This window comes from Zhenpiania hominis (assembly GCF_014333425.1).
Taxonomy (GTDB): Bacteria; Bacillota; Clostridia; order Peptostreptococcales; family Anaerovoracaceae; genus Hominibacterium; species Hominibacterium hominis.
Genome location: NZ_JACRYT010000023.1, coordinates 36684 through 50729, shown reverse-complemented (window position 1 = coordinate 50729; position 14046 = coordinate 36684). Strand labels below are relative to the sequence as shown.

Below are 14046 nucleotides of genomic sequence, written 5' to 3'. Positions count from 1 at the left end.
CATCGATATCGGAAATCCCTCCGGAATATGCTTTCTCCAATATTTTGTTGATGAGTTTTTTTGCGATTTGTTGTATAATTGTTTCCATAAGAGACCAGTTCCTTTCGTGAGTTTTTGTGGTGAAAACTATTTTATCATTTTGGAACTGTCTCTTTTTATTTCTCTCTCAAAAATTCCACAATTATTTTACACTATCGCGGATGCACCCTAAAAAACGGAAACGCAGGACTGTATCCGAAGGATTCCTCCTTTCCGGATCGCAGTCCTGCAAAATCTGTCAGGCTATATATCCCATTTGGAATTTATTTATCTCCCTCCGCAGGGATCCACCACTGATTTTCCCCTCTCGCTGTAGTGATGTATTCCGGCCACCTGAAGTCAATCGGCGGTTTGTAATCACAAAGGCAAGGAATCCATTTGCTTCCTCCTACGCCTCCGCCAGTTCGTTCATTGAACTCATCTTTCGCAGCCTGCAGAAGATCCGGTTTTGTTAACAGATCCAGAATTGTCATTCCGATTGTTTTTGATGCGGTAACAAAGGTCGGATCAATACATTCCGGAATACCTCCAAGAGCGTTCATAACCCACGCTGGATATGCCACTCCCGGTTTCGGCGGTCTTAATGCCGGTCGTCCTATATACATGCGTACTGTCGGCGCATGCCAGCAGAATTCCGTATAATCATCCGATGTAAAGTGTTCCTGCCATTCAGGCAGCACTTTTCTCAGTTTTTCTTCGCATTCCTGCGGTGTAATGAGGTTCTGAATTTCATCAATGAATGGATCTTCCATTGGTTCATATCCGAGATTTTTCTGAATCTCCCTCGCTTTTTCTCTGGCTGCCTCGCTGTAAACAGGAGGTCCCGCAATTTCGAGGTTTTTATAGGTCAGATCTGCCATTACATGATTCGCAAGACCTGGTCTGGATTTGGCGATCCAGTCTTTCTGCCATGTGCAGTGGGTGGCCAGAGCCGCCGCTTCTGCGCACTGGTCCAGAATGCGAACGACAGTCTCAGCCATATCTACATCCGGTACTCGAATCATATAATGAATCTGTCCAATCTGCGCCGGGATATTATCCGCTGTCGCCTGCCCTACAGTTGTAATGGTTTCATTCATTGACCATCCCACATTATTGGAAATCATATGTTCTTTGAACATCTTCGATGTTGTATACATCTGAAGCACTGCATCTGTTGCGCCCGGGCATCTGGTCGCGGAGTGGGACGCCGGAATCGGAGAATCATCCGGAGAAGAGATCCAGGTTTCCGGATTATCGCAGCGGAACGTGTACATCACTCCGTAGCCCGCGCCGCAGTGTGTATTCCATCTTGTCGTATTACACAAAGGCAGCATATAGAATGGATGGAAGCTGAACGCCGCATCCAAATCATCATAATATCCAGCAGCCGCGTGAATTGGTTTTGAAGCTCTCAGTTTTTCCGCCGGTTCACCAAAGAATTTCAACGTTCCTTTGATGTCATACTTTTCCATTGCAGCTTTTGCTGCCAGGAATCCGCCAAAACTGCTCATTCCCAGGATGGAATGCGGATCCGTATGCCCTCCTGCCAGAGGAGAGAGTCCGTCCCGTGGTCTCTGTACGGTATCTGCAGCCTGACAGTTCCCCGGAATGCCGTCATATTCTGCATATCCACCGATCACCGGACCATCGCCATTTTTCCAGGTTGCGCAAAATGCAGTCGGCATTCCCGCACTTCCCTCTTCTACTTCAAAACCTTCCTCTTTCAGTTTCTCTACATACCACTTTGAAGAACGATACTCACGAAAGGCGGTTTCTCCGTAGTCCCAAATGATTTGGTGCCATTCTGAAAACTGTTTTTCCCTCTGCGCAATCCAATCCATAATAAATTGCTTTCTTTCTTCTACCATAGTTTCACTCCTTTCTCTTTCAGTTACTACAACACTCCCTTATTTCCAATGTGTCTGATGTTTTTCTCCATTCTGTCTTGCCTTGCTTTCCGCCAGCAGACACATCATTTCAAACGCCAGTCCTGCTGCCAGGCACGCGGACTTACCGGTCTGATCAAAATCAGGACTCAGTTCCATAATATCGGCCCCAACGAGGTTCATGCCATACATGCCGCGAATGATATCTCTTACTTCCCGTCCGAAAAGTCCGAATGGCTCCGGAAGTGTTGTTCCCGGCATTTCTCCACAGTCAAGGCAGTCAGTATCAATCGTTAAGTAGCATGGATGGTCGCCTACAACCCGCTTGATTTCACTTACTACATAATCCATTCCTTTTTCTTGAGCCTCGTCCGCCATAATTCTTCTCATTCCACTGTTGGTAGAGAAGTCACAACGGATAATTCCACGTCCTCTCTGTCCAACCTGAACCATCTTCTCCGGCAGGATGTACCCGCCGCATGCCGCATTCTGGAACAGTGACGCGTCGCTGACTTCACTTCCCTGGAAGCCAACGCTTGTATCTCCATGAGCATCCAGATGGACAACTGCCAGAGGTTCATCTTTGCCAAGTCCTCTCAATGTCGCGAAGGTACAGGTATGTTCACCGCCAATTGTCAGTGGAACAATATTTCTGTCTTTAAATTCCCCGTAGAGTCTGGAAATCTCATTCAGATTTGATGTCAGATCATAAGGATTATCCATGAATTCCAGATCGCCGTAATCTACGATATTGCAGATGTCGAAGGGGCAGAGATTATTGGCATAGTTTACCATATTTCTGTCAAGGCCCCAGAAACGGACAGCTCTTGGCGCGTTTCTTGTACCCGGTCTCGGGTTTGGCACACCGATATCCATAGGCAGACCGATAATCACAATATCAACTCCGTCCAGGTTCTGGCTGTAAGGTGCCCGGAAAAGTCCCAGGTGCGGTACATTATTGCTTACCAGTTCCACACCTTCCGCCTCAGCTCTTTCGTAAAAGGCTCTTACATCCGGATGATCGACCTCCCACAGACCTTTGCCTTCTACCATTTTTCTGTACTTTTCCATTCTTTCCTGCTTGTTCATTTTAAACCTCCTTTTTGATATATAAAATGTTTTTAATTTCCGTCCTCTTTAAACCATTTAAACAGTCCAATGTACATTCCAACCAGAATCAGGACAAACGGAATGGACAAAATAATGCACAGGTAGCGGATCGTTGTGAATTCCCCGCCTACAAATATGATGGACAGCGGGATCAGCGTCAGCATCGCGCACCATACAATTCTCAGCTTTGTAGATGGGTTGCCGTTTGCGTCCAACTGTTTGCTTGATGAAGTTGCCAGGGTGAAGGACGCGGAATCCAGAGAAGTCGTCAGCATACCGATAATAACAAGGGTATATACAATTGGCAGGAACAATTCTCCGAGCGGAAGTACGCCAAGCAAATCCATAACGCCTGCCTGTTCATCTGCCGCTTTTGTCAGTTCAAATGCACCAGTCAGTTCGGAATGAAGCCCAAAGGCACCATTGACTCCGAACAGAATCATAACGCCCATTGTCAGTCCTACAACTTCGGTCAGAATCATTTCCCGCAGCGTCCTTCCTTTGGAAATTTTTGTAATAAAAATTCCCATCATGCCTGCATAGGTCAGCGCCAAAGCAAATACGAAGATGGTATTGATATCCGCAAATCCGGAGGCTCTGACGGGATCTGTATATAAACTCATTTCCGGGAAGTGCTGAATCATTTTTCCAAAGCTGTAAGTCAGTTCACTCCAGATGAATTCTGTAGGGCCTAAAATGAATACAAAGGCAATCAGGAAAATCGCGGAATACAACGTCCAATCGCTGAGCTTCTTCATGCCGCGATCAATTCCGACAATAGAACTGATGGTAAAGATCGCTGCCATAATCAGCAGAACGACCAGGTTGAGCAGAAAACTCGCCTGAAGTCCGAAAATCTTACAGATTCCCGCGGTAACCAGAGGAAGTCCCAGTCCCAGAGATACGCCCAGGCCGCCTACAATACTGATAATCGTAAGAGCGTCAATCACTTTTTCCAGAGGCCCTCTATACTTAAAGTTCCCCATCATTGCTCCGCAAATTTTACTAATACGAAGGGAGTCGATCTTTCTCACATAATATCCATATGCCATCGGAATGGCTGCCAGAGCGAAAATCGATTCACAGCTGAATCCCCAGTGGAAGAAGGCGTAGGTAATCGACCATTCCGCCGCTTCTTCGGAATAAGGTTCAATTCCAAAAGCCGGGCTTTCATAATAATAAGACCATTCAATAAAGGAATAGAACGCGGCTGTCGCTGCCAGGGACGCGCAGAGCATCATGCCGAGATAACTAAACATGGAATACTGCGGTTCTCCTTCTCCCAGCTTTACATTTCCGTGTTTGCTGAGCGCAATATAAAGGCATACGGCCAAAGAGAGCAGTACAAACCAAAGAATCGGTTCAGCCGCAACAGCGATAACAGCATTGAAAATATTTCCAACTATGTCCAATGTCGCTTCTTGAAAAATACATACAAGTGCAACGAAAACAGCAACGATAATGATACAAGCTGCCGCGACAGGAACATCTGTTATGGCTTTTTGTTTTTTGTTCAAATTGTTTTCCATAGAATCCTCCTTTTACTCAATGTTTGATAAAATTTTACCTTATAAACGATGATGCATCTTTACACTCTTATTAAAACGCAACAATTGTGCCAACTTAAAAAACGTGCTTTTTTCAACATTTCCCGGTCCTTTCTCAGTACAAATCCTTCTCTTCCTTTAAAAGAGGGGTCAAATTTGCACCTTTCCCACGGTAATCAAAAACCGAATTTACGAAATTCGTTGTAAATTCGGTTTTTATCTGATTAGTTCAAAGTTGAACCATTGTGTCAATTTTGAACTAATCTCTTGGACGCAGTCCATATTTTTTCAGCTTTCGTTTTAAAGTGCTTTCGGACAACCCTATCAAATCCGCTGTTTTTTTCAATGTCAGCCCCTTCTCCATAATATAGCGGAAATACGTTTCTTCGAAGGCCTCCATCGCAGATTGATGTGTCATCCCTTTTTCAATCATATCAGCCCTCTGAAGCTTTATCGCCTGATAATCCGGAATGGCAAGAAGCACATCATCTTCCCCAATTACGGGACTTGGCGTAACCACCACCAGCCGCTCCATAATATTTGACAGTTCCCTGACATTTCCCGGCCATTCATAATCACATAAGATATGGACCGCTTCCGGGGACAGACGTTTTCGATAGCCGTGTTTCCGATTATAGACCTTCAGAAAATACTGTACAAATTCAAAAACATCCTCTTTTCGCTCTCGCAGGGGCGGCAGTTTGATTGGAATCACATTCAGCCTGTAATAAAGATCCTGACGAAACTTTCCCTTTAAGACCATTTCTTTCAAGTTCTTATTGGTCGCCGCAATAATCCGGATATCGACCATCTTTTCTGTCGTGCTTCCTACAGGAAGGAACACCTTTTCCTGCACCAGTCTCAGCATTTTTGTCTGCAGGTTCAGAGGCAGTTCCCCGATTTCATCAAGGAACAGTGTTCCACCGTTCGCTTCTTCTACCAGTCCTTTTTTCCCTTGTTTTCTGGCTCCAGTAAAGGCTCCTTCCTCATATCCAAACAGTTCTGACTCCAACAGGTTTTCCGAAATCGCCCCGCAGTCAATTTTCACATAGGACAGCTCTGCACGCATGCTGTTGTCATGAATCCACCGTGCGAAGACGTCTTTACCGACTCCGGACTCTCCTTCAATCAGAATGGAAGTTTCTGTAGGCGCAAGCCGTTTGAGCAGCTCCATATTCTGCTTCATTTTGGGACTTTTCGCAATAACCAAACCCTGCTTTTCAGAGGCAGTAATCCGATCCAGTTCTTCTTTGTAGTGCTTTACCTGCTCGCGCATATGTTTTTCGTCTTCACGCATTTTCATCAATTCTGTGATATCGCGTTCATTGACATAGACCCATTTGATCGCGTCACCTTCAAAAACAGGAATTCCCGTCAGCAGCAGCTGTCGTCCGCCTTTGATATCCATGCAGGTTTCTTTCTTCCCCGATTGAAACACTTTAACGGTAACCGAAACACGGTAGATTCCTTCTTCTTCCAGTTCCTTTGCCATTCTTCCCAGAATTTCCTCTTTTTTTACTTCTTCTAACCGCTCCGCAGCCGGATTCATGTACACAATCCTTCCCTCATGGTTTGCAATGACAATCCCGTCATAGGACATCTCCAGAAACGATTTCCAATCTTCACTGAAAAGAGTCGGTGGTTTCATACTTTTATCCTCACATTATTTGCGTTCGTAAATTTTCTCGCCGTCCAGCCAGGTTTCATCAACGGTAATTTCACGCATTTTTTCAATTTCCTCTATTGGAATATCCAAAGGCGATTCGCTAAGCACTGCGAAATCCGCCAGTTTTCCAACTTCAATGGAGCCGCAGATATGGTCTCGTCTCAGCGCTCTGGCGCCGTAGATCGTATACCCTTTCAGTCCATCTTCCACAGTAATTGCCTGTTCCGGACACATCACAGTCCCTAAGTTGGTCTTTCTGCTGACTGCCGTGCTTATCGACTCCATCGGATTCGGCGTAGTTACCGGAGCATCGGAAGACAGGGTAAAGTACGGGCAGTATTTCTTGAATCTTGCCATCGGCATAAACTCTTCGCCCTTTTCCGATCCCACGCCGTTTACAACGCCATCGCCGTAAAGGTACAGGAATTCCGGTTGTGTGCTTGGAATCATACCGACTTTCCCCATGCGGATAGCCTGTTCTTCTGTTACAAGGCCCGCGTGTTCTACTCTGTGAATTGCTTCAGGCCATGGATCTTCTGCCTGGGCTTTTTCAATCGCGTCAATAATCGGATCTACTGCGCCGTCACCACACGCGTGAGTCAGCGTATGCAGCCGATTTTTGTGAGCTTTTACCAGAATTTCAATCATTTCTTCCGGTTCATGGTAATTGTAGCCTTTATTTCTTTCGCTGTCCAGATATCCGGTACTTACATTCGCCGTCCCCGAAAGCAAGGATGCGTCAGAATAGAATTTAATAGACCCAATGGACAACCAGTTATCCCCAAAATCACTATTAAAGCCAAGATCGATTACCTCGTCCAGATAATTGGACAGGAAGGACATTTCCATACGCATCCGCAGTTTCCCCTGATCTCTGGCTCTCAGATAGGTGTTCAGTTCCTGTTTTGTCAGCTGAACTTCGTTTACAGTCGTGATTCCTGCCCTTACGAAAAATTCCTGCCCCACTTCAAACCGCTTCATCAGATTCTCTTCGGTTCCCGGCATATGAATATTCGGACCGTGGTTTTGCGGGCGAACGCCATGAATTCCGGAAAGCAAGTCGTTGGCGCTGTCAAAGAGCTGACCGTTCGGTTTTCCGTCATGATCCCGCCCAAAAGCTCCTCCTGGAGGATCCGGCGTGTCATCCTGTACTCCGATTGCCCGAAGTAATTTTGTGTTTACTACATTACAATGACCGCTGGCATGCATGATCTGTACAAATCTGTCGGTAGACACCCGATCCAAATCTTTGGCCGTTGGGTGAACTTTTTCCTTAAACATTCTCTGATCAAACCCATATCCACAGATGGATTCCTCTTCCGGAATCGTCTCGGCATGTTCTTTCAGTACGCGCACCAAATCATCGATGCAGGCAACCTTCGGGAAATCCAGATCCGCCCAAATTCGGCACATTCCAATCATCATAGGATGAGTGTGCGTATCCACAAATCCCGGAGTCATGCATTTCCCTTTCAAATCAACGATTTCATACCATCTGGCCACCTTTTTGCAGTCTTCCAGACTTCCTTTGGCTTTTATGATATTGTCTTCCACATAAACCGCTTCTACTTGCTTATCATCCGCCATAGTAAGTATTGTTCCGCCTGTAAAAATTCTGTTCATCTTATCTCCTTTTTTCTTATCCACTCTCAATTTTACCTTTTAGAAGTGTGTCGCGACTTATTATATTGATAAAGCAAAAAATGTGCCAAAGATACCCATCCTTAGATTGACTGCCCCCGTGCGTAGTATTTTGAACGTTTTCAAAAAAATCAAATAATTTTACACACAAAAAAGGCTCTGTCTATTGTACTGTCATTTTTAACAGAGCCGTCAGATTTGGGTATGGAAGAAAAATCGTTTGTTTTCAATAATTAGAATCGTTTTTTTAAGAATAGCCTAGTCAATCCTGAGCAGGTACTTCATTCAGATATTTTTTAATTTTGCGCGCCGCAGTTGATTGACTGATGTTTAATGCGGCAGCAACCTTTACGGAAGATCCATACTTTGCAAAAGCCGTTCGGATAATGTCTCCTTCAAATTCTTCCAGCGCGAGCTGCAGATCCGACACCTGTTTTTCCTGAACAGCCTGGGTTTCGATAGCTTTCAAAATTTCGTCTGGAACGCAGGTACTGGTAATAACTCGTTCTTCTGATGTAACTGCCATGTGAAAAACTGCATTTTCCAACTCCCTTACATTTCCCGGCCAGTTATATTCCGTTAATATACGCATGACTTCCCTGTCCAACACTCGTTCAAGTCCAAAGCGTTCTTTTGCCTTATCAAGAAAATCATTGCAAAGCGGAATAATATCTTCCCGTCGCGCTCTGAGCGGCGGCAGTGTAAACATAGTGGTGTTCAGTCGATAATATAAATCCTGGCGAAATGTTCCTTTTTCTACTTCTTCGTCCAGATTCTTATTCGTCGCCGCAATAATTCTGCAGTCTGCTTTTCGAGCCTGGGTTCCTCCAATTCTTCGGAATTCTCCATCCTCCAGCACTTTGAGCAGTTTTGCCTGAGATACAAGCGGCAGTTCCGAAATTTCATCTAAAAACAGAGTCCCTTGATTCGCAATCTCAAAAATCCCTTTCTTTCCATGATCATCCGCCCCTGTGAACGAACCCTTCTCATATCCAAAAAGTTCCGATTCAATCAGAGCTTCTGGCAGTGCGCCGCAGTTAATTTCTACAAAATCCCCATCCCGATAATCGCTCATCTTATGAATTTTTTTCGCGAGCAGCGTTTTCCCGACTCCAGTTTCTCCAAGCAGCAAAATATTGAGCGGATATCTTGCCGCGCGCTGCAGCGCCTTTAATGTTTGCTGAAAGTCCCTATTTTTTGTATGAAACTGATCAATAACAATTGCTTCATATTTCATCTCATCCATTGCTTTTTCATAGCGATGAATCTTTAACGCCATTTCTTCATAGAGCTCTTTTGTTTTAATGTATTCCTCAAGATTTCTGGTAAATGTAATCACACTGGAGATCGTCCTGCCTTCTCCATAAATGGGAAATGCCGATACGACTACTTTCTGTGTCCCTGCGATTGTCTGGATTAAATTAACCTCTTTTCCGGTTTTAAGAACAAGTGCGGCAGAGGATGGACGGAATACCCCTTGCTTTTCCAGTTCAAATACAGATTTTCCCATCAAATCATCGGGGGATTGTCCGTATTTTGTTTCAAATCCTTCATCAACATATATGATGTTTCCCCTATCATCGGTCATGATAATACCGGAAAAATAGGCTGCACGAAATAAATCACTGAAAAATGTCATCGTTTTATCCATTGACTACTCCTCTTCCTGTTCGGTATCCCATCTGATATCGTCACTATGTCCTTTAGTGTATCATGAGAATTGGGAAAATTCAATTTTTCAAAAGGATTATACATGAGGCGAACATCTGCTATATTTTCTGGCTTTTGTTTGCCCGAAAGCTTTTCGAAACCTGCCCGGCTCACCTCATCCGCGAACAAAGAAGAACATTTTTATCGTTTAGTTGCACATTTTTTCCAAATATTGTGATCTGAGAATGAAAATTTAGCGATTGGGCCTGTTTTGGGCAAACAAACTATCTCATCCTTCTAATATGTTCGCCCTAAATATCCCTCCGCGGCGATTCCCCGCAAACATCTTTCAATTTTTTAGAAATTGTTCGCCTTTCTGAGGAAAAATCACCGGGCAAGAGCCTACATCCAAGCGAAATCAAAGATACTGAATCAACATCACGATTTTCACGTTTTTTGAGTAATAGCTGAAAATATGGTACTTGACTTCTATTAATTCTGTGTATCCCTGGCAGATCACAACAAAAGCACCGTTTTTCGGTGCTCATGTTTCTCTTTTTTTGATACATTTTCAAATTCGGTTGACAATCCTCTGCCTGAAATTAGTCAGCGCCATTTCAGAGAATACCAACCGGAAGATTTGGAAGTACCTCTGTAAACTTTAACATAGTATGTACCCTTCTTCCAGTTATCACCCGTTATGAATGTAGTGTTTGAACTGTTACTCCTTATGGCGTTAAGCACCAGGGGCTGTCTCTCTCCTGCAAAGCGCATGCGCTTGTTCCCTCTGTAAATTACAACCTTAATTTTATTATTGGTCGCGCCTTTTATGGCAAGCTCATGTTTTTTCGACTTTTTCGTCACCCGGAATCGATACCAGTCGGTTCTCTTTTCACCGGCTACGATCGTGCCCTGTTTTTGTTTGTTCTTTTTCAGAAGAACCGCTTTGGATTTCTTTTTCCCGCTCTTTTCGCGGATCGCCTTATTGATTACGGTAAAGGTATGCGCGACGTCATGATTCTCGGCTGGAACCACCTTAATATAATACGTTTTTCCTTTTTTTACACCAAACGTAGGACTATACTGGAGATTGGTTGGGCTGGAAATCGCTTTTTTCTTGCTGTTGCACAGGGTAGCGTTCCCATAGGTATAGCCGTAGTAGTTATAAGACTCTAATTTCAGATATCCGTTCTTTACAGCCCTGAATTTGAAATAGTAATCCTGTCCCTTGTCCAATTCGATTGAAATCGGCTTGTTATTATAAACGGTTTGGGATCTTCCGCTTTGACCGCTTTCCGCAAAAACAACACTGGACGAAGTAAAGACAAGTGTAAAAATCAGTAATGCAGAAAGCAGTATATTTGTTCCTTTTTTCATGTTTACCTCCTTAAATATTTGCATGCCATAATTAACTTTATTATACCATATTATACCGTTATAAATAGCCTTTTCCTATCCTTCTGGGGCTCCTTCCTGTTGCAGAGAAAACGTTCGCCTCCCAAGGAAAAAGCATCGGAGAAAAGCACCAAGTAAGATCCACATCCAAGCGAAATCAAAGATACTGAATCAGCATCACGATTTTCGCGGTCTGCTCCTCCCGATTAACATAGCTGTGAGGCACGGACGCGTCAAAATACAAGGCGTCGTCTTTTTCCAATTGATATTCACAATCGTTTACAATCACGGCAGCCTTTCCTTCCATCAGCATCAGATATTCATAACTGTTGGAGGAATGTCCGATCGAAGTATATTCACACCCGCTCTCCATTTCCACCTGATAGACCTCGAAATTTCTTTCCGCGTTTTTGGGGTAATAACTGAAAATATGATACTTGTCTTCCACCAGCTCCGATATATCCTCTTTTCTTATGTGAACCGGCTTTACACGTTCCATTTCCAGAAGGCTCGTATACGGAAGTTCCAGCGCTCCCGTCAGCTTCCATATAGTATTAATGGTGGGATTGGAATCTCCCTTTTCAATCTGCGAAACCACCACCTTGCTCACGCCTGCCAGTTCCGCCAGCTGTCCCTGGCTGAGATTTCGCTCTTCTCTTAATTTTTTCAGATTATGGGCGATAACTTTCCCGATTTCCATATTTCAAAATCCCTCTCGACAAACTTTATTTTCTATATTGTAAATTATAATTAACGGTGTTATAATCTTGCTTGTAAATTTAATTTTACAATATGTTTACTATAGTTTCAAGAAGAAAGAAGGCGATTTTATGAGGTATCAGGCGCTGAAAGCGGCATTTCCATATACCATTCCTATTTTTTCCGGATTCTGGTTTCTGGGCCTCGCGTATGGCATCTATATGCGCGCTTCCGGCTTTTCCTTTGTGTATCCTATGATTATGAGCGCGCTCATCTTTGGCGGTTCGCTGGAGTTTATAGCGGTAGAAATGCTGCTCAGCCCCTTCGCGCCGGTTCAGGTGTTGATTATGACGCTTTTAATTCAGGCAAGACATTTGTTTTATGGAATTTCAATGTTGGAAAAATATAAGGGCCTGGGATGGAAAAAATTTTTTCTGATTTTCGGCATGTGCGATGAAACCTTTTCCATCAATTATACCGCCGCGATTCCGGAACATGTGGACAGAGGCTGGTTCCTCTTCTTTGTAACGCTGCTTAATTATGTTTACTGGGTTTCCGGCGCGACAATCGGCGGCCTTGCCGGCGCTCTGCTTAAATTTGATACTTCCGGCATCAGCTTTGTTATGACCGCCATGTTTGTCGTTATTTTCCTGGAGCAATGGCTGAAAGAAAAAAATCATATTTCCTCTCTCCTCGGACTTTCAGTATCCGCGATATGTCTGTTCTTCTTTGGAGCGGATTCCTTTATGATTCCGGCTATGGCTGCCATCGTCGGGCTTCTCACCCTGTTGAAAAAGAAACTATCGCGATTGGAGGTTTAAAGTCAAATGACACTTTTGCAGCAAATGATCACCATCGGCCTGTGCGTCGTAGGAACGATGTCGACACGTTTTCTCCCGTTCCTCATATTTCGTGAAAACCGCAAAACGCCTGATTTCGTCCAGTATCTTGGGAAATTTCTCCCGTCTGCTGTTTTTGGCATGCTGGTCGTCTATTGCCTTCGGGATGTCAGCCTCCTGCAGGGAAATCACGGGCTTTTCGAATTTCTTTCTATTCTTGCCACAGGAGCTCTCCATTTATGGAAGCGCCAGATGCTGCTTTCCATCGCCGGCGGGACGATCTGTTATATGATTCTTTTGCAGTTTTTTGCCTGATTGCGGGCTTCTGTGCTGTGATATTTTTTAGTTCCATTCCTCCATCAAAAGAAAATCACGGATATTGCAATGCTTGATCCCATTGCGGCTCATGTCAAATTCATCTAAAGAAACAACATACTTTGGGAAATTGTCGCGGATAGTATCGTATGCGCCGAACTCACGGCTGATGGTTTCGTCGGATGCAAGCAAATAGGCTACCTGAATATACAACTTTTCGCCACGCTTGTCACACACGAAATCAATCTCTTTATCCCCTGCCTTACCTACGGTAACATGATAACCCCGACGCAAAGCTTCCAGATAAATCATATTCTCAAGAATAAGATTGATATTCTTCATATTGCCGCCAAAGACGGCCTCACGGATACCATGATCCGCAATGTAGTATTTTTCGTTAGAAGAAAGGATCTGTTTCCCTTGTAGATCTTCACGCTTCACCTGATAGAACAGATATGCGTCACAGCAATATTTGATATAGTTCAAAATTGTCTCCGGCGCAACTGTATGCTGCTCGCTTTTGAGAAATCTGGCAATCGAAGTTGCGGAAAACGTATTTCCCACATTTGCCATAACATAAGCGATGATGCGTTCCAGCAAATCCACATCACGTATCTTATTTCTCTTCATGACGTCCTTGAACTGGACGGAGCTGAACAGATCTTGAAGATATTGTTTTGACGGCTCGTCCGCGTACTTAATATTGGAGAGGTACGGCATACCACCAAGAAGAAGATACTTCTGAAAGCACTTCTGCATTGATTCGTTCGGCACAACGGATCGATAAAGTTCCATGAACTCTGCAAAGGAGAATGGATAGATGACAAACTCTACGTAACGTCCTCCAAGATAGGTCGCAAGTTCACCGGACAGCAGCCTGGCATTTGAACCCGTGATATAAATATCACAGTCAAGAGAAACACGCAAAGAGTTGACACATTTTTCCCAGTCCCGCACTTCCTGAATCTCGTCAAAAAAAAGATAGACCTTGCCGCCGATTTCAGAAGCTTTTTTCGTAATCGCATCATGCAAGGCTTTTGCGGTCTGCAAATGGGCAAAGTTCAGGTCCTCAAAGTTGATAGAGATAAACTGCTGCGGATTGATACCGGATTCTTTGAGTTCCTGCTTGATAAGCTCCAGCATGACTGATTTTCCACAGCGCCGAATGCCAGTCATCACCTTTATAAGATCCGTATCAATAAACGGACGAATGCGGCGCATATATAGTTCACGTTTAATCATAAATCGGAAAGCCTCCTTTCTGTTGATCGCACTCA

General features: G+C 44.1%; 11 protein-coding genes. 2 read left to right on the top strand and 9 right to left on the bottom strand.

The features are described from left to right. Positions 1-302: 302 nt before the first annotated feature. The 8 genes from H9L42_RS14430 to H9L42_RS14395 form a co-directional block, all read right to left on the bottom strand. Entirely contained in the window at positions 303-1889 is a 1587-nt protein-coding gene (locus H9L42_RS14430) for a zinc-binding metallopeptidase family protein (protein ID WP_187304115.1), read from the bottom strand. A gap of 39 nt (positions 1890-1928) precedes the next feature. After that, positions 1929-2996: an arginase family protein gene (locus H9L42_RS14425; RefSeq protein WP_187304114.1), complete on the bottom strand. Its 1068-nt coding sequence runs from the start codon at positions 2994-2996 to the stop codon at positions 1929-1931. A gap of 32 nt (positions 2997-3028) precedes the next feature. Next, positions 3029-4546, bottom strand: a complete 1518-nt coding sequence (locus H9L42_RS14420) for a BCCT family transporter (RefSeq protein WP_187304113.1) — start codon at positions 4544-4546, stop codon at positions 3029-3031. 277 nt (positions 4547-4823) lie between these two features. Continuing rightward, entirely contained in the window at positions 4824-6212 is a 1389-nt protein-coding gene (locus tag H9L42_RS14415) for a sigma-54 interaction domain-containing protein (RefSeq protein WP_187304112.1), read from the bottom strand. A gap of 15 nt (positions 6213-6227) precedes the next feature. Next, a complete protein-coding gene (locus H9L42_RS14410) occupies positions 6228-7853 on the bottom strand; it encodes an amidohydrolase (RefSeq protein ID WP_187304111.1) in 1626 nt (541 codons plus the stop codon). A 280-nt stretch (positions 7854-8133) separates the two neighbouring features. Beyond that, complete coding sequence (locus H9L42_RS14405; RefSeq protein ID WP_187304110.1) at positions 8134-9522, bottom strand: sigma-54 interaction domain-containing protein; 1389 nt, start codon at positions 9520-9522, stop codon at positions 8134-8136. 605 nt (positions 9523-10127) lie between these two features. Beyond that, entirely contained in the window at positions 10128-10898 is a 771-nt protein-coding gene (locus H9L42_RS14400) for a hypothetical protein (RefSeq protein ID WP_187304109.1), read from the bottom strand. Positions 10899-11073: 175 nt separating this feature from the next. After that, a complete protein-coding gene (locus H9L42_RS14395) occupies positions 11074-11616 on the bottom strand; it encodes a helix-turn-helix domain-containing protein (RefSeq protein ID WP_187304108.1) in 543 nt (180 codons plus the stop codon). A gap of 130 nt (positions 11617-11746) precedes the next feature. Here H9L42_RS14395 and H9L42_RS14390 point away from each other — a divergent pair, with 130 nt between their 5' ends. Together H9L42_RS14390 and H9L42_RS14385 are read left to right on the top strand one after the other, a co-directional pair. Then, a complete protein-coding gene (locus H9L42_RS14390; protein ID WP_187304107.1) occupies positions 11747-12436 on the top strand; it encodes an AzlC family ABC transporter permease in 690 nt (229 codons plus the stop codon). 6 nt (positions 12437-12442) lie between these two features. Then, positions 12443-12769 (top strand): branched-chain amino acid transporter permease, encoded by a 327-nt coding sequence (locus H9L42_RS14385; RefSeq protein WP_187304106.1) that lies wholly within the window; start codon positions 12443-12445, stop codon positions 12767-12769. A 27-nt stretch (positions 12770-12796) separates the two neighbouring features. On the opposite strand, the gene H9L42_RS14380 is transcribed toward H9L42_RS14385, so the two are convergent. Further along, positions 12797-14011, bottom strand: a complete 1215-nt coding sequence (locus H9L42_RS14380) for an ATP-binding protein (RefSeq protein WP_187304105.1) — start codon at positions 14009-14011, stop codon at positions 12797-12799. Positions 14012-14046: the final 35 nt, after the last annotated feature.